Origin of the sequence: Sphingomonas sp. 179-I 2A4 NHS (genome assembly GCF_045369135.1) — a bacterium.
Classification (GTDB): Bacteria; Pseudomonadota; Alphaproteobacteria; order Sphingomonadales; family Sphingomonadaceae; genus Sphingomonas.
Genome location: NZ_JBIQFL010000001.1, coordinates 684208 through 699956 on the forward strand (window position 1 = coordinate 684208; position 15749 = coordinate 699956).

Genomic DNA, 15749 nt, shown 5'->3' on the forward strand with positions numbered 1-15749 from the left:
AGGCCATGATTGAGCGGCGGCACCAGCCTGCCTATGGCGGGGGGATGACGAACATCCTTCTCACCGGCTCCTCGCGCGGGATCGGCGCAGCGATCCGCACCGCGCTCGCCCCGCACGCCAGGGTCGTCGGCCACGCCAGCCGTGATGCCGAAGACACGATCGGCATCGATCTCGACCAACCCGGTGCCGCCGCGGAATTGTGGCAGGCCGCGCTTGACCGGCTCGGCACGATCGACGTTCTCATCAACAACGCCGGCGTGTTCGAAGCGAACCCGATTGATGCCGATGACGAGGCATGGCGCGCGGGGTGGGAACGCACGATGCGTATCAATCTCACCGCGTCCGCCGAATTGTGCCGGCTCGCCATCAAGCACTGGCAATCGCGCGGCGTGGCCGGCCGGATCGTCAACGTGGCGAGCCGCGCTGCCTATCGCGGGGACAGCCCCGCACACTGGCATTATGCCGCGTCAAAGGCCGGCATGGTCGCGATGACCAAGACGATCGCGCGCGGCTATGCCAAGGACGAGATCCTCGCTTTCGCCATCTGCCCCGGCTTCACCATGACGGGCATGGCGGACGATTATCTGGCGAGCCGCGGCGGCGACAAGCTGCTGGCCGACATTCCCCTCGGCCGTGTGGCGATGCCTGACGAAGTGGCCGAGATGGCGCGCTGGCTCGCGCTCGATGCGCCTGCTTCCATGACCGGCGCGGTGCTCGATGTGAACGGGGCAAGCTATGTCCGCTGAGGAAACGGCAACCGCCCCCGACAGCTGGCGCGTCACGCTGCCGTGTACGCGCGCAGAGGCCGAGGCGATCGATGCCGCCGACGATCTGGTGATCGACGCCGTGTTGATGACCACCGAAGAGGTGGAGGACGATGTCGAGCGCTGGCGGCTCGACGCGTATATGGAGAACGAGCCGGACCAGGCGATGCTGACCGCGCTTCGTGCGCTCGTCCCCAGCGCTGCCGCGATCGAGCCGCAGGTGGTCGCGCTTACTGCGCAAGACTGGGTCGCGCTGTCGCAGGAAGGGCTGGAGCCGATCCATGAGGGCCGCTTCGTCGTGCATACCAGCGCGCATCCCGTGGAAGCGCCGCCGGGCGGCCGCGCGCTGCTGATCGATGCCGGCCGCGCCTTCGGTACCGGCCACCACGCCACGACGAGCGGGTGCCTTGCGATGCTCGACGGGCTGGCGGATCGCCGCTTTGCGCGGATCATCGATGTCGGCACCGGCACCGGCGTGCTCGCCTTCGCCGCGGCCTTCCTGTGGCCCGATGCCGAGATCGTGGCGACCGACATCGATCCTGCGGCGATCGATGTCACCCGCACGAATGCGGAGGCCAACGGTGTCGAGGGCGTCGAACTCGTCGTTGCCGATGGCGCGCTCAGCGATGCCATCACCGCGCGCGCGCCTTATGATCTGGTGATCGCCAATATTCTCGCCGGCCCGCTCGTCTCGATGGCGCCGGAGCTTGCAGCGATCGCGGATTCGGGTGCGGTGATCGTGCTCGCCGGGCTGCTCGAGACGCAGCGCGCGAAGGTGGTCGCCGCCTTTGAGGCATGCGGCTGCACGCTTGAGGTGGCGGACCAGCGCGGCGACTGGACGATCCTTCGCCTCGCCGCTGGGCCGCAGCGCTACGTGCCCCTCACCCCGCCCGATCCGAAGGGACGGGACGGCTGGGCGCTCGATATCTGATCGGGCGCTTCAGCGGGCGCCTCAGACGGGGCGATGTGCCTTGCTGCGCGCATATTCCTGCGTACCGCGAGTGATCACCTCGTCCTCGCTGACGATCTCCGCCACCGCGATCTCGGGGAGGTCGCGGATCGCATCGTACAGCGGCGCGAAGTCGGTCTCGACGGTGACGCGCAGCAGTTCGTCGAAGCTCGGGATGACGAAGTAGTTCTGCTGGAAATCGTCGATCCGGTAATCGGTGCGCATTACCCGCGCGAGATCGAACTTCAGCCGGTGGGGCGAAGGATCGTCGAGCGCAAAGCGGCTCTCGGCATAACTCGATACGATTCCCGAGCCGTAGATCCGCATCCCTTCGGGCTCGACGATCAGCCCGAACTCCACCGTGTACCAGTAAAGCCGCCCCAGATATTTCAGCGCGTCGTGCTGCATCGCGCGCTGCCCGCCGCGGCCATATGCCTCCAGATAGTCGGCGAACACCGGGTCGGCGAGCATTGGCACATGGCCGAACACGTCATGGAAGACGTCCGGCTCCTGCAGATAGTCAAGCTGATCCGGGCGACGGATGAAGTTGCCGGCAACGAAGCGGCGGTTCGCCATATGGTCGAAGAACACGTCGTCGGGAACGAGGCCCGGCACCGCCACCACCTGCCAGCCGGTGAGATCCATCAGCCGGTCCGACAGTTCGGCGAAGTCGGGAATGCCGGGCTTCGACAGCTTCAGCACGTCCAGCCCGCGCAGCCACGCGTCCGATGCGCGGCCCGGCAGCAGCTTCGCCTGTCGCGCGAAGAGCGTGTCCCAGGTGGCATGTTCCTCGGCCGTATAGTGCGACCAGTCCTGTGGCACGGTCCAGTCGGCTGCGGCGTTCGGCGGCGGGCTCAGCGGGGTATCTGCCATGCCGTTGCGCATAGCACGCAGCCAGTTTGGGGCAAGAAAGTTACGGTTGATACGGGTTTGAAGCGCGCGCTGCCCCCCAAAAGGAAGCGCGCGCCCAGGCTTGTCGATCAGGCCGCGAGCCGCTGCGGTTCCGCCGCCGCCGCTTCGTCGCGCCGCGCGCTCAAATACGAGGCCATTTCCTCGCCAAGCTCGCGCTGCGCCTTCTTGTAGAGCACCGGCTCGGTCAGGTTCAGTCGCTTGCGTGCATCGGCCAGCGGCTCGTCCATCAGCTTGAGGTAATCCTCGCCCGCCAGCCACTTCGCCTTGCGGCCGCGCTCATAGCCTTCGGCCACGGCGCGCGCGAACAGCGTGCCCTTGGTCACGCGCAGGCTCTTCAGCGCCGCCGCGCTGCCGATGAACGCCCAGCCGAGGCCGCCGACCTGCGCATAGCTGAACGCCACCAGCGCCGCTTCGCCCAGGCTTTCGTCGGCCTTGTAGCCGGTCAGCACGTGCCAGATGTCGTGGATATCCCGCGTGCGGCGTCCGAACCACGCATAGGGATGCTCGATCTCGACATTGTCATTCCCCTCGCGGCTCACCGCGACGAGGCCGTCGGCGGAATAGCCCGTCGCATCCAGGAAGTCGCGATAGGCCGCGCCCACCGTGCCGGGTGCGAAGCTGTCGACCCACGCGCGATCGGAAAAGCGCTCGGCAAGCTCCGCCTTCTCCAGAGCGATCCGCCCGCCCTCGGGCGTCGCGAGCAGCTTGGCATAGCCCCATTCGGTGCTGCCGGTATTCAGCGCGCGCATGATGCGGAACACCTGCACCGTGTCGTCGCCGTTGTTCAGCAGCTTCTTGATCGCGTCGAATGCCGTCCGCCAGTCGCGCTGGCCGGTGGTTCCGGGGAAGGGGGGAAGCGTCGCCGCCATGACATCGATCTCCTTATTAACAATATTGTCAATAAGCGAGCCGCGCCTCCGGGTCAAGGCAGATCCGGCGCATTCTGGTCGTTCCCCGGTGACGCCGCCCGGCTCCTGCTGCTAGCGCACGGCGACTATGCCGATCGACCTTGTCTGCCTCGATGCCGATGACACCCTGTGGCACAACATGCGCTTCTTCGCCGCGGCGGAGGAGGCGTTTGTTGCCATGCTTGCGCCCTTCGCCGATGCCGGCATCGCCCGAAACGCGCTTGCCTCGGTCGAGATCCGCAACCTCCCGCTCTACGGCTATGGCGCGAAGAGCTTCACCCTTTCGATGATCGAGACCGCGCTCGAGCTTGTCGGCGAGACGTTGCCGGCAAGCGCAGTGGCGGAGATCCTCGCCGCCGGCCGCGCGCTGCTGGCGCACCCGGTCGAACTGCTCGACGATATCGAGGAAACGCTGGACCAGCTGGGCGAGCATGCCCGCCTCGTCCTCGTCACCAAGGGCGATCTGCTGCACCAGGAAATGAAGCTCGCCGCCTCCGGTCTTGGCGAGCGGTTCCACGGTGTCGAGATCGTCAGCGACAAGAACCCCGACACCTTCGCGCAGCTCTTCGCCCGCTACGGCGTCACGCCGGATCGGGCCCTTATGGCGGGCGATTCGATGCGCTCCGACGTGCTTCCGGCCCTTGCCGCCGGCGCCTGGGCAGCGTTCATCCCGCAGGAAGGCGCCTGGTCGCACGAGGCCGCACCGCCGCCAGCCGATGCGGATCGTTTCCGGGAACTGTCGTCGCTGGCCGAACTGCCGGCGTGGATCGCGACGCTCTAGCGGGCTGCCGCCTCGAACCTGGGGCCTGGCGCGGTTTTGCCAGCATCTTCGTCGCGAATATCGGGAAGATCACCGAACATCATGTCGACATAGGCGGCGGGAAGGCCGAAAGCGTCTTCTCCGTCCGTGCCGCTCGGTGTCGGCGTGCCATAGGACAGATTATCGTCCTCAGGCGCGGCTTTCGTCCCGATGATCATGCCGGCCGTGTTAATCCAGTAACACGCATGTGGCTAGACTTAGGTGAGGTTGTCTGCCCTTTTTGCGACGAACCGTTGCCCGATTGGCGTGCTGGTCAGGCCGCGTTGTCGATCCCCAGCTCACCCAGCTTGCGATAGAGCGTCGATCGCCCGATCCCCAGCCGCCGCGCCACTTCGGTCATGCGGCCGCGGTAATGGCCGATCGCCAGCCGGATAATGTCCGCCTCGATCTCGTCCAGCGTCCTGAGATTGCCGTCGGGGCGGAACAGCATCACCCCGCCGGACGTCGCCATCTGCTGCGGCGGCGGCATACGGGTGCGGCGCGCGTTGAAACCGGCGATCTGCGGGAAATCGGCGCGGGTCAGCGCGTCGCCCTCGCACAGCACCGCCGCACGGAACAATGCGTTCTGCAGCTGGCGGACATTACCGGGCCAATCATAGTCGGTCAGCAGCGCGAGTGCATCGTCGGTGATGCCCAGCTCCTTCAGGCCGGGCTGCTGCGCAATCCGCGCCAGCAGGTGCCGCGACAGGGCAGGGATGTCCTGCGCCCGTTCGCGCAGCGGCGGAATCGTCACCTGGGCGACGTTCAGCCGGTAATAGAGATCCTCGCGGAAGCGGCCCGCCTCCACTTCCTCGATCAGGCGCTTGTTGGTCGCCGCGATCACGCGAACGTCCACCTCGCGCGCATGGCGCGCGCCGATCGGCAGCACTTCGCTGGTCTGCAGAAATTGCAGAAGTTTCGCCTGCGCATCCAGTGGCATCTCACCGATCTCGTCGATGAAGATCGTGCCGCCTTCGGCATCCACCATCTTGCCGATCTTGCGTTCGAACGCGCCGGTAAAGGCGCCGCGCTCATGGCCGAACAGCTCGCTTTCCACGAGGTTGGGGGGCAGCGCGCCGCAATTCACCCGGATCATCGACTTCTTCGATCGCGGGCTGGCGGCGTGAACCGCCTCCGCCACCACTTCCTTGCCGACGCCGCTCTCGCCCTCGATCAGCACGGCGACTCGCGCTCGCGCCGCCTTCGCCGCCACCGCCAGCGCTGCACGGAAATCGGGCGCGGAGCCGACGATCTCGTCGAAGCCGAGCATTGCCGGGATCTTCTCGGTCAGCGGGCGAAGCTCCCCCGCCGCGGTATCGGCCACCGCCGCGTCCAGCGCCCGCAGCAGCCGCTCCGGCGCCAGCGGCTTCACCAGGAAGTCGGTTGCCCCCGCGCGCATCGCGTTGACCGCGTGGCTCACCGATCCATTGGCCGTCAGCACCAGGATCGGCAGCGCGGGGCGGCGCACGCGCAATTCCTCGATCAGCGCGGACGCGTCGGCATCCTCGCCCCAATGATCCAGCAGGATCGCGTCCAGACGCATCCCGTCCTGCGTTCCCAAGGTTGCGATCGCCGTCTCCGAATCGCCGGCAAACAAGGTCCGCCAGCCGCCGCGCGCGGCCAGTGCTGCGACCAGCCGGCGCTGCGCGGGTTCGTCGTCGATCAGCATCAGCATGCGCTGGCCGTTTCGCGTCATCTCGTATCCCGTCTCCGTCCCTTTGCTTAGCTTTAGTGGCCGCAAGTAAAAGCGCCCTTAAGCAGGGTTGAGGGTCATGACGGCGCCGGATAAGGACGGACGCGGAACAATCTACGAAGAGGACCACCATGGCCGATCAGGGCGCGAACCCCGGTGATATCAAGGCGCATGTCTCAACCTATGAAGGTGTGATGAGCCTGCTCAAGTGGGGAACGGTGGCCAGCGTCATTCTGGTCGCTATCGTTATCTGGCTGATCGCCTGAGCCATGAAGATCGCTGTCCTTAAGGAGGGGGCGGACGGCGAACGACGAGTGGCGGCGACACCGGAGACGGTGAAGAAGTTCACATCGTTGGGGGCCGATCTCGCCGTAGAAGCGAGCGCCGGACATTCAGCTTCGATCGCCGATCAGGCCTATGCCGATGCCGGCGCGGTCATCGGCGATCGCGCCAGCGTGCTGGCAGATGCCGACATAATCCTTGCCGTGCAGGGGCCGGATCCGGCCTCGATCGCCGGCGCCAGGCCCGGCACGTGGCTCGTCGCCGGGCTCAACCCGTTCGGCGAGCGCGCGCGGGTCGATGCCTATGCCGCCGCCGGGCTCGAGGCGCTGGCAATGGAGTTCATGCCGCGTATCACCCGCGCGCAATCGATGGACATCCTGTCCTCCCAGTCCAATCTCGCCGGCTACAAGGCCGTGCTGGACGCGGCCGGCGAATATGATCGCGCTTTCCCGATGATGATGACTGCGGCGGGCACGATTTCGGCCGCCAAGGTCTTCGTGATGGGCGTCGGTGTCGCTGGCCTCCAGGCGATCGCCACCGCGCGCCGTTTGGGCGCGCAGGTGTCGGCCACCGACGTGCGCTCCGCGACGAAGGAACAGATCCTCTCGCTCGGCGCCAAGCCGATTTTCGTCGAGAATGTGAAGGGGATCGAGGGCGAGGGCTCGGGCGGCTACGCGACCGAGATGAGCGAGGAATATCAGAAGGCTCAGGCCGAACTGGTGTCGTCGCACATCGCCAAGCAGGATATCGTGATCACCACCGCGCTGATCCCAGGGCGGCCCGCGCCGCGCCTTATCAGCGACGCGCAGATCGCGACCATGCGGCCCGGCAGCGTCATCGTCGATCTCGCGGTGGAGCAGGGCGGCAACGTCGAAGGCGCAGTCGCCGGCCAGATCGTCGAGCGGCACGGCGTCAAGATCGTCGGCCATCGCAACGTGCCTTCGCGGCTTGCGGCGGATGCCTCGGCGCTGTTCTCGCGCAACCTGTTCAATTTCCTGTCCGCTTTCTGGGACAAGGAACAGGGGCGCCCGGTGCTCGATGAAGAGATCGGCGACGCGGTGCGGCTGACCAGGGATGGCAAGGTGGTGAACCCGCGGCTGCTCGCGGGCTGATGCTGTCCTACACGCCGCTTTTCGACCATGGTTCCTGGGTCGGCGCGGCGAAAGTTGAGGCGTTGGAGAAAAACGCGCGATCGCCTCAACTTATTCAACATTCGCGCCGCACAAGGAGGGGAAGTTGAGCTTCATCGCGATCCTGTCGATCTTCGTGCTCGCCTGTTTCGTCGGCTATTTCGTCGTCTGGTCTGTCACGCCGGCGCTGCATACGCCGCTGATGGCGGTCACCAATGCGATCTCCTCCGTCATCATCGTCGGCGCGCTGATCGCCGCTTCGGCAAGCGGCAGCCCGAGTGCGAAATGGCTCGGCCTGCTGGGCGTGGTCCTCGCCAGCATCAACATCTTCGGCGGCTTCGCCGTCACCCAGCGCATGCTGGCGATGTACAAGAAGAAGGAGCGGCCAGCGGTCGCCAAGCACTGATCGGGCGCGGCCGCGATCACGCGGCGCGCTTCAGCTTCTAAAGGGGTAGAGGGTAGTGGAACACGTCGCGGACAATCCCTGGGTGGCGCTTGCCTACCTCATCTCGGGCGTGTGTTTCATCATGGCCCTGCGAGGGCTGTCGAGCCCCGAGAGCAGCCGCCGCGGCAATCGCTACGGCATGATCGGCATGGCCATCGCCATGGTCACCACGCTGCTGACGCATGTGCCGACCATGCCGGTGCTCACGGTGGGTGAGATCGCCGGCTACAATCAGGTCGCACTGATGCAGCGCGTTGATACGCTCGCGGTGATCGAGATTCTGGCCGCGATCGGGCTCGGCGCGGCGATCGGCATCCTCATTGCGCGCCGAATTGCGATGACGGCGATGCCGCAGCTCGTCGCTGCCTTCCACAGCCTCGTCGGCCTCGCCGCGGTGCTCGTCGCCGTCGCTGCCTTCCTCAATCCGCTTGCCTTCGGGATCGCCGATCTTGTGACGCCGATGATCGGCCAGCCGTTCGCCTCGATCGATCCGGTCAGCCGGATCGAGATGATCCTTGGTGTCGCGATCGGCGCGATCACCTTCTCGGGCTCGGTCATCGCGTTCCTGAAGCTCAACGGCAACATGGGTGGCGCGCCGATCCTCCTGCCGATGCGCCACGCGATCAATCTCGGCGTCGCGCTGATGATCGTGTGGTTCTCCTTCTCCTTCTGGATGACGCAGGCGCCGCTCGATTTCTGGATCGTCGTCATCCTGTCGTTCGCGATCGGATTCCTGCTGATCATCCCGATCGGCGGGGCAGACATGCCGGTCGTGGTGTCGATGCTGAACAGCTATTCCGGCTGGGCCGCCGCGGCGATGGGCTTCACGCTGCACAACACCGCGATGATCATCACCGGCGCGCTGGTCGGCTCGTCCGGCGCGATCCTCAGCTACATCATGTGCCGCGCGATGAACCGCAGCTTCATCAGCGTCATTGCCGGCGGTTTTGGTGCCGAAAGCGGCGGTGGGGGTGACGGCGCCGCGAAGATCGATCGCCCGTGGAAGCGCGGCTCGGCGGAGGACGCAGCCTTCCTCATGAGCCAGGCCGAACAGGTCATCATCGTTCCGGGCTACGGCATGGCCGTCGCCCAGGCTCAGCACGTGCTGCGTGAGATGGCGGACAAGCTGAAGGAGCAGGGCGTTCGCGTGAAATACGCGATTCACCCCGTCGCCGGACGCATGCCGGGCCACATGAACGTCCTGCTGGCGGAAGCGAACGTGCCTTATGACGAGGTTTTCGAGCTTGAGGACATCAACTCGGAATTCTCGCAGACCGACGTCGCCTTCGTCATCGGCGCCAATGACGTGACCAACCCCGCTGCAAAGACGGACAAGTCCTCGCCGATCTACGGCATGCCGATCCTCGATGTGGAAAAGGCAAAGACCGTGTTGTTCGTGAAGCGCTCGATGGGCGGCGTTGGATATGCCGGTGTCGACAATGAGGTATTCTACCGAGACAATACCATGATGCTTCTTGCTGACGCGAAGAAGATGGTGGAGGAGATCGTAAAGGCATTGGACTGATGGATTATTGTCCATAATGGAGACTGTTGCCCGATTCTGCGGATAGCCGCTCCATTCTCGATGTTTATGATCAACTGCGGGCTGCACGCCAATCCCATGGTCCTGGGGCGGATCGGAGGAACACATGCACTTGTTGAATCATGAGCAACGGGCGGGAATTAGCGCGGGGGTAGAGGCCCTCATCATTGGAGAGGCTTCGCTGGGCGCGCCGACGGGCCCTGTAGCGGCGGTGGAATCCTGCGGCGGCCGGGTCGTTGCCCAGGTCGACTGGCAGGATGCGGTCGAGCGGATCACGGCCATGTCGGCGCGGCCCATCATCCTGATGGAGGCGGCCGCGCTGGGCGATGAGGCGCTCGCAACCGCGCTTGCCCGGCTGGATGGTCTGGCGGCGGGGCGCGATCTGGCGCTGATCGTCGGGATCACGGAGCATCAGATCGATCTGGCGGCCGCGGGCCTCGTGCAATCGCGCTATGAAATCCTCTGCGACCCAGCCGAAGCCGATTGGATTACCGCACTCGCCACCGCGCACCTGGTTGACCCGCTGGTGCTTCATGATCGGGTGAGCGAAGGCAACATCGGCCGCATCGCCCAATTGAATGCGGAAGTTGCGCGGATCACTAATGTGCTCGCCAATCTGACGCGGCACGAAACCCCCATCCGGCCCGCCGCGATCAACGAGCCTAAGCTGTCGGGTTATGGCGTCGAACCGGTGGAACTGCATCAGGTCTCACCGGTCGAAGTGCGGCAGATCGTCCGCGCGCGCCGGATGCGCGATCGTCATTTCGGCGAGGGGATGTTCGAGGATCCGGCGTGGGACATGATGCTCGATCTCTACGCCGCGCATCTGGAGCGCGCTCAGGTGTCGGTATCCAGCCTCTGCATCGCCGCCGCCGTCGCGCCGACGACCGCGCTTCGCTGGATCGCGCGATTGACGAATGCGGGCCTGTTCCAGCGCACGCCCGATCCCTTCGACCGCCGCCGTGCCTTCATGTCACTCACCGATGCCGGGCTGACGGCGATGAGCCGTTACGTGTCCTCGATCCGCGCCATGGGCCTGCCGCTGGTCTGACTCACGGTTCACGGATCGATGGTGGTGTCTTGTGCGATCCGAAAAGGTCGCTAAACCGCCGCTCTCCCGACAGGGGCGCTTAGCTCAGCTGGTAGAGCGGCTCGTTTACACCGAGTAGGTCGGCGGTTCGAACCCGTCAGCGCCCACCATTCCCGCTCAGAGGCACGCCTCCAGGAACGCCTGGTCAAAGCCATATTGCTTGGCCTTGTCGATCGTGTACGGGCGAAGGCCCATCGCCCGATATTCGCCGATGATCTTCCCGTCCGCGCTCTCGTCGAGATACTCGAACTTGAAGAGCTCCTGCGTCACGATGACGGGGCCTTCCATGCCGATCACCTCGGTCACGTTGGTCACCCGGCGCGAACCATCCCGCAGGCGCTTCACCTGGATGATCATGTCCACCGAATCGGCGATCTGACGGCTGATCGCCTCCTTCGGCACCTTGATGTCGGACATCATCACCATGTTCTCCATACGCGCCAGTGCCTCGCGCGGGGAGTTGGAGTGGAGCGTACACATCGAGCCGTCATGGCCGGTGTTCATGGCGGCGAGCATGTCGAAACACTCGGCGCCACGAATTTCGCCCAGGATAATGCGGTCCGGCCGCATACGCAGCGCGTTCTTGACGAGGTCGCGGATCGAGATTTCGCCCTGACCCTCAAGGTTGGCGGGGCGTGTTTCGAGGGGCAGCCAGTGCGGCTGCTGCAGGCGAAGCTCGGCCGCGTCCTCGATCGTCAGCACGCGCTCGGCCGGGTCGATCATCTTCGACAGGGCGTTCAGCATCGTCGTCTTGCCCGAGCCCGTGCCGCCCGAGATGACGATGTTGAAGCGGCAAGCGCCGGCGATCTTCAGCGCAGTCGCCATCTTGGGCGACATGCTGCCGAAGCCCGCCATCATGTCGAGCGTGATCGGCTTGGCGGAGAACTTACGGATTGAGATGGCGGTGCCGCGCAGCGAAAGCGGCGGAACGATGACGTTGACGCGACTGCCATCCTTCAGGCGGGCGTCGGCAAGCGGCGTCGTCTGGTCGACGCGGCGGCCGACCGAGTTGCAGATGCGCTGCGCGATCTGGAACAGATGCTCCTCGTCGCGGAACTGGATTTGCGCCAGCTGCAGCTTGCCCTTCTTTTCGATAAACGTCTGTTCAGGGCCGTTGACCATGATGTCCGAGATATCCGGGTCGGCCAGCAGCTCCTCGAGCGGCCCCAGGCCGAGCAGTTCGTCGACCAGCACCTTTTCCAGCGCGAACTGTTCGCGGCGGTTTAGGGTGAGCTTCAGCTCAGCGAGAACTTCGCCGATGATCGGCCGGAATTCCTCGGCAAGCTCATCCTTCCCGAGCGTGGCGGCGGCTTCCGGGTCGACGCGTTCGAGTAGGCGCGGGAGCACCTGTTCCTTGATCTTGTGGATCGAGGATTCGAACCCTTCCACACGGCTGTTGCCGGCCTCTCCTGACGCTGCCTGCCGGTCGGCGAGGCGTTGCATCGCGTCACCCTGGCTGCCCCCCATCAAGGGCATAACGTCCGGCGCAGGCAGCTCGCCCGGCATTGCGATCGTGTCGAGCGGAGGAAACTGATCCCCGCCCTCCGGCCGAGGTCCGCCGCCCTGCATGGGGCGCGCAACACCAAAGCCAGGTCGCGTGGCCGAACCTACTGCACTTCGACGCCCGAATGCGCTCACGTCCGCTTCCTGTCCTGCTGGTCGTTCATCGGACGCTACGGGGAACGGTTTTCAAAATGCTTAACGGCCATATACCTAGCGGCAGCTCCCCTGGCCGGCGTGCTGTCTCAGCTCTCCCGCTCCCGCGCGAGCAGCGCCCGTTTGCGCTCCGGACCAAAGGCGTAGCCACCAAGCTCGCCGCCGGATCGAGTAACCCGATGGCAGGGAATGAGCACGGGGAGGTGGTTTGCGCCGCATGCGGAACCCGCCGCGCGCACGGCCCCGGGCCGCCCGGCCATCGCGGCTAGTTCCGCGTAGCTGCGGGTCTCTCCCGCCGGAATGCGCTTCAATGCTTGCCAGATCGCCTCCTGGAAGGCGGTGCCACGCACATCGAGCGGCAGGTTGTGATCGCGCTCCCGCGATTCGACTGCCGCCACCACCTCTGCCGCCCAATTCGCCAGACGTGCATCGCCGGGTATGATCTCAGCGCGAGGAAATCGCATTGCCAAATCCTCCGCGTCCTCGTCAAAGGCGATGCGGCACAGCCCGCGATCGGTGGCCGCGATCAGCATCGGGCCAAGGCTGGAAGGGACAATCGTCCAGCGGATCGTTACGCCAGTACCGCCCTGCTTCCATGCACTCGGGCTCATTCCCAGCCGTCGGACGCCATGATCGTAGAAGCGGCTAGGCGCGGAGTAGCCCGCCGCATAGATCGCCTCCGTCACGCTCCCGTCACCGCTCAGCGCGGCAGCTGCGCGCCGCGCCCTCAGGCCGCGACCGTACGCCGCGGGGGTGACGCCGGTGGCGCGCTTGAACAGGCGGTGAAAATGGTGCGGCGCATAGCCGACATGCGCAGCGAGCACCTGAAGCGGCGGAACGTCCTCTGCAGCGTCGATAAATGCTAGCGCTTGGGCAACTGCGATACGGTCCCGGCCAAGCTCATCGGGTTTGCACCGCAAGCAGGCGCGATAACCAGCAGTCCGCGCGGCGGCGGGATCGGCGTAAAATGTCACATTCTCGCGCTTCGGATGCCGCGCCGGGCAGCTTGGCTTGCAGTAGATGCCGGTCGTTCGCACCGCGACGACGAAGCGCCCATCCGCCGCCCGGTCGCGCCGCTCAAACGCCTGCCAGGCTGCATTGGTGTCGATGGCCTCGGTCGTGGGCGTGATGTAGGCGAAGGCGTGAGCGCGGGCATCCCGCGATTTGCGATCAAAAAAAGGAGTGGATGAATGAATGATTTGGTGTTGATGGAAAAGGCGGGCGGGATTGCCACGGTTACGCTGAACCGTCCCGACGCGATGAACGCCCTGTCCAAGGCGCTACGCGCGCGGCTCTACGAAGTGATGACCGCGATCGATGCTGATGACGAGGTCCGCGCCGTCGTACTCACGGGCGCCGGAGACCGCGCGTTCACGGCCGGCCTGGATCTGAAGGAACTCGGGTCGCAGCCGGGTGCGCTGGGTTCCGCGAACGCGACCGGTGCGGATGAAAATCCTGTCCGCGCCATTGAGCTTTGCCGCAAACCAGTGGTCGGCGCGATCAATGGGGTCGCCATCACCGGTGGCTTCGAAGTCGCGCTGGCCTGCGACATACTAATCGCGAGTGATCGGGCGCGCTTTGCAGATACGCACGCGCGCGTCGGCGTGATGCCCGGGTGGGGGCTCAGCCAGAAGCTATCGCGCCTGATTGGCATCAGCCGCGCAAAGGAACTTTCGCTGAGCGGCAATTTCCTCGATGCGGCGACGGCGGAGCGGTGGGGCCTCGTTAACCGGGTCGTTCCAGCTGACAAACTCGTGGCGACTGCCCAACGCTTGGCAGCAGACATCGCCAGCATCGATCCGGCTTTCATTTCTGCATACAAGCGCCTGATCGACGATGGCCTTGCGCTTCCGTTCGGTGAGGCTCTCGCGCTGGAACACGAGCGGTCTTCCGCGGCAAATCGCCAAGTAACGCCGGAAGCGGTCGAGGCACGCCGTGCTGCGGTGCAGGCGCGCGGGCGAACGCAATAGCTACTTCCGCTCACCTCCAATCCCTGTAAGTGACTGCAAGGGGACAGTTTACAGGCGGGGGTTACATGATTTGGCGCGGCGTACTGCTGCTGATGGCCAGTCTTCTGGGAACGTCGGCATCTAAGGCGGAATGGCTCGAAGCCAAGTCGCGCCATTTTATACTTTATGCCGACAGCAACCAGGCGACGCTGAAACGGCAGGCGGAGGAACTGGAGCGCTTCGACTGGAGCCTTCGCCGGTTCATGTCCACGCCGGACGAGCCGGAAATAGCGTCACGCAAGCTCACCGTCTTTCTGGTCGATGACGACGATATTCGGCGATTGTGCCGGTGCCGCAACGCAGCGGGCTTTTATATTTCGCGTGTGAGCGGCTCCATCGCATTCAGTGGTAATGGCGGCTGGAGCACTGCTCAGGACGGATCCAGGTTGGTGCTGTTCCACGAATATGCGCATCATTTTCTGCTCGGCAGCTTCGATCTGGCTTTTCCGAAGTGGTTTTCGGAAGGATTTGCCGAACTGGCTTCAACCACGCGTATCGAGGATGAGCGTGCCGTCATCGGCTATCCTGCGCAGCACCGGGCCTATGCACTGGTTCTGGGCGACCGCCTTCGCGCTGAGCAGGTATTCGAGCCGTCGACGAAGAAAAGCTGGACCGCCAGCGAGATGGACAGCTTCTATGGCCGAAGCTGGCTGATGACCCACTATATGACGTTCGATCCCGCACGGTTCGAGAAGTTTCGCAGCTACATCGCTGAGGTGAATCGCGGCGCGCCAAACCTCCTGGCGGCGCAAAAGGCTTTCGGCGACATGCGCCAACTCGATCGCGAGCTTTCCGCTTACTTGAAGAAGAGCCGGCTGAGCGGTGTCTCGATGCGCTATGGGGACGCAGCGGTGCCACCGGTCGCGATTCGACCCTTATCCAAGGGTGAGGCGGCAATGATCGCAATGCGGATGGAATCGGTTCGCGGCGTCAATGAGGAATCTGGGCGGAAGCTCTACGCCAAGGCTGCGCCTGTGGCCGTGCGCCACCCGGACGACCCGATCGTACAAGGCTGGTTCGCCGAGATGGCGCATGATGCCGATGAGGACGCAGCCGCGGAGAAAGCGGCTGCCAATGCCTTGGCTAAGGATCCCGCATCGGTTCAGGCGCTGCTCTATCGCGGGATGGTGCAGCTGCGCCGGCTCGAGCGGGAGAAATCGACGGACAATGCGGCGTGGGGGAAAGCGCGCGCCAGCATCGTCGCCGCCAATCGTGCGCAGCCTGATAATGCCCAGCCCTTGTGGTGGTACTGGCAAAGCTTCGGGATGCAGGGCAGGGAGCCGATCGCCTCATCAATCCAGGGTCTCTACAAGGCTCAGGAGCTCGTGCCGCAGGACGGGGAGGTGCGCCTCGCGGCTGCGATCACCCGGATCGCGGCGAACGAAGTGGATGAGGCCAAGGCGCTGCTACGTCCGCTCGCCTACCACCCTCATGCCGAGGCCAATAATCCGGCCAGCCAAATGATCGCCGCGCTCGATGCCGGTAAGAAGGGGCACGACGTGATCACGCTCGCGGCGCCCCCGATGACGGGAGACGCGGCGAAGGAGTAGGTAGCCCTGATAAGTAAGC

At 65.0% G+C, this 15749-nt stretch carries 16 protein-coding genes and 1 tRNA gene; 11 read left to right on the plus strand and 6 right to left on the minus strand.

From position 1 onward, the window contains the following. Positions 1 to 44 precede the first annotated feature (44 nt). Both ACH0CP_RS03145 and ACH0CP_RS03150 read left to right on the plus strand, forming a co-directional pair. Positions 45 to 746, plus strand: a complete 702-nt coding sequence (locus ACH0CP_RS03145) for an SDR family NAD(P)-dependent oxidoreductase (protein ID WP_294444182.1) — start codon at positions 45 to 47, stop codon at positions 744 to 746. After that, positions 736 to 1695 carry a 50S ribosomal protein L11 methyltransferase gene (locus ACH0CP_RS03150; protein ID WP_294444181.1) on the plus strand — a complete coding sequence of 320 codons (960 nt, stop codon included), beginning with the start codon at positions 736 to 738 and terminating at the stop codon, positions 1693 to 1695. The genes ACH0CP_RS03145 and ACH0CP_RS03150 overlap by 11 nt, the downstream gene beginning before the upstream one ends. A gap of 21 nt (positions 1696 to 1716) precedes the next feature. On the opposite strand, the gene phhA is transcribed toward ACH0CP_RS03150, so the two are convergent. After that, entirely contained in the window at positions 1717 to 2586 is an 870-nt protein-coding gene (gene phhA, locus ACH0CP_RS03155) for a phenylalanine 4-monooxygenase (RefSeq protein WP_294444180.1), read from the minus strand. A gap of 107 nt (positions 2587 to 2693) precedes the next feature. Further along, positions 2694 to 3494: a Coq4 family protein gene (locus ACH0CP_RS03160; RefSeq protein ID WP_406875358.1), complete on the minus strand. Its 801-nt coding sequence runs from the start codon at positions 3492 to 3494 to the stop codon at positions 2694 to 2696. A gap of 127 nt (positions 3495 to 3621) precedes the next feature. On the opposite strand from ACH0CP_RS03160, the gene ACH0CP_RS03165 reads away from it, so the two are divergent. After that, complete coding sequence (locus tag ACH0CP_RS03165; RefSeq protein ID WP_294444178.1) at positions 3622 to 4314, plus strand: HAD family hydrolase; 693 nt, start codon at positions 3622 to 3624, stop codon at positions 4312 to 4314. Here the strand turns inward: ACH0CP_RS03165 and ACH0CP_RS03170 are convergent. Further along, positions 4311 to 4511, minus strand: a complete 201-nt coding sequence (locus ACH0CP_RS03170) for a hypothetical protein (RefSeq protein ID WP_406875357.1) — start codon at positions 4509 to 4511, stop codon at positions 4311 to 4313. The two genes, ACH0CP_RS03165 and ACH0CP_RS03170, sit on opposite strands and share 4 nt — an antisense overlap. 95 nt (positions 4512 to 4606) lie before the next feature. Then, the gene (locus tag ACH0CP_RS03175) at positions 4607 to 6028 is read right to left on the minus strand and encodes a sigma-54 dependent transcriptional regulator (protein ID WP_294444758.1); all 1422 of its coding nucleotides are present in this window, start codon (positions 6026 to 6028) and stop codon (positions 4607 to 4609) included. A gap of 128 nt (positions 6029 to 6156) precedes the next feature. On the opposite strand from ACH0CP_RS03175, the gene ACH0CP_RS03180 reads away from it, so the two are divergent. The 6 genes from ACH0CP_RS03180 to ACH0CP_RS03205 all read left to right on the plus strand — a co-directional run bounded on the left by ACH0CP_RS03180 (position 6157) and on the right by ACH0CP_RS03205 (position 10625). Further along, positions 6157 to 6291 (plus strand): aa3-type cytochrome c oxidase subunit IV, encoded by a 135-nt coding sequence (locus ACH0CP_RS03180; protein WP_294444759.1) that lies wholly within the window; start codon positions 6157 to 6159, stop codon positions 6289 to 6291. 3 nt (positions 6292 to 6294) lie between these two features. Next, positions 6295 to 7419, plus strand: coding sequence for a Re/Si-specific NAD(P)(+) transhydrogenase subunit alpha (locus ACH0CP_RS03185; protein WP_294444760.1), 1125 nt, complete (start codon positions 6295 to 6297; stop codon positions 7417 to 7419). A gap of 124 nt (positions 7420 to 7543) precedes the next feature. After that, the gene (locus ACH0CP_RS03190) at positions 7544 to 7843 is read left to right on the plus strand and encodes a proton-translocating transhydrogenase family protein (RefSeq protein ID WP_294444761.1); all 300 of its coding nucleotides are present in this window, start codon (positions 7544 to 7546) and stop codon (positions 7841 to 7843) included. Between the two features lie 55 nt (positions 7844 to 7898). Beyond that, a complete protein-coding gene (locus tag ACH0CP_RS03195) occupies positions 7899 to 9407 on the plus strand; it encodes an NAD(P)(+) transhydrogenase (Re/Si-specific) subunit beta (protein ID WP_294444763.1) in 1509 nt (502 codons plus the stop codon). A 124-nt stretch (positions 9408 to 9531) separates the two neighbouring features. Beyond that, positions 9532 to 10476, plus strand: a complete 945-nt coding sequence (locus tag ACH0CP_RS03200; protein ID WP_294444765.1) for a winged helix DNA-binding protein — start codon at positions 9532 to 9534, stop codon at positions 10474 to 10476. A 73-nt stretch (positions 10477 to 10549) separates the two neighbouring features. Beyond that, positions 10550 to 10625: transfer RNA gene (locus tag ACH0CP_RS03205), tRNA-Val, on the plus strand. A gap of 7 nt (positions 10626 to 10632) precedes the next feature. Here ACH0CP_RS03205 and ACH0CP_RS03210 read toward each other — a convergent pair. After that, positions 10633 to 12153, minus strand: coding sequence for a CpaF family protein (locus ACH0CP_RS03210; RefSeq protein ID WP_406888529.1), 1521 nt, complete (start codon positions 12151 to 12153; stop codon positions 10633 to 10635). Between the two features lie 107 nt (positions 12154 to 12260). Beyond that, the gene (gene ada / locus ACH0CP_RS03215) at positions 12261 to 13301 is read right to left on the minus strand and encodes a bifunctional DNA-binding transcriptional regulator/O6-methylguanine-DNA methyltransferase Ada (RefSeq protein WP_294444772.1); all 1041 of its coding nucleotides are present in this window, start codon (positions 13299 to 13301) and stop codon (positions 12261 to 12263) included. A 78-nt stretch (positions 13302 to 13379) separates the two neighbouring features. Here ada and ACH0CP_RS03220 point away from each other — a divergent pair, with 78 nt between their 5' ends. Further along, positions 13380 to 14141, plus strand: coding sequence for an enoyl-CoA hydratase (locus ACH0CP_RS03220; protein WP_406888527.1), 762 nt, complete (start codon positions 13380 to 13382; stop codon positions 14139 to 14141). Between the two features lie 65 nt (positions 14142 to 14206). Continuing rightward, a complete protein-coding gene (locus ACH0CP_RS03225; RefSeq protein WP_406888525.1) occupies positions 14207 to 15730 on the plus strand; it encodes a hypothetical protein in 1524 nt (507 codons plus the stop codon). The last annotated feature ends 19 nt before the right edge of the window (positions 15731 to 15749 follow it).

Coding starts and splice junctions, on each gene's coding strand:
- phhA (WP_294444180.1), bottom strand. CDS start 2,586: ATGGCAGATACCCCGCTGAGCCCGCCGCCGAACGCCGCAGCCGACTGG.
- ACH0CP_RS03165 (WP_294444178.1), top strand. CDS start 3,622: ATGCCGATCGACCTTGTCTGCCTCGATGCCGATGACACCCTGTGGCAC.
- ACH0CP_RS03150 (WP_294444181.1), top strand. CDS start 736: ATGTCCGCTGAGGAAACGGCAACCGCCCCCGACAGCTGGCGCGTCACG.
- ACH0CP_RS03160 (WP_406875358.1), bottom strand. CDS start 3,494: ATGGCGGCGACGCTTCCCCCCTTCCCCGGAACCACCGGCCAGCGCGAC.
- ACH0CP_RS03180 (WP_294444759.1), top strand. CDS start 6,157: ATGGCCGATCAGGGCGCGAACCCCGGTGATATCAAGGCGCATGTCTCA.
- ACH0CP_RS03200 (WP_294444765.1), top strand. CDS start 9,532: ATGCACTTGTTGAATCATGAGCAACGGGCGGGAATTAGCGCGGGGGTA.
- ACH0CP_RS03175 (WP_294444758.1), bottom strand. CDS start 6,028: ATGACGCGAAACGGCCAGCGCATGCTGATGCTGATCGACGACGAACCC.
- ACH0CP_RS03185 (WP_294444760.1), top strand. CDS start 6,295: ATGAAGATCGCTGTCCTTAAGGAGGGGGCGGACGGCGAACGACGAGTG.
- ACH0CP_RS03220 (WP_406888527.1), top strand. CDS start 13,380: ATGGAAAAGGCGGGCGGGATTGCCACGGTTACGCTGAACCGTCCCGAC.
- ACH0CP_RS03145 (WP_294444182.1), top strand. CDS start 45: ATGACGAACATCCTTCTCACCGGCTCCTCGCGCGGGATCGGCGCAGCG.
- ACH0CP_RS03170 (WP_406875357.1), bottom strand. CDS start 4,511: ATGATCATCGGGACGAAAGCCGCGCCTGAGGACGATAATCTGTCCTAT.
- ACH0CP_RS03225 (WP_406888525.1), top strand. CDS start 14,207: ATGATTTGGCGCGGCGTACTGCTGCTGATGGCCAGTCTTCTGGGAACG.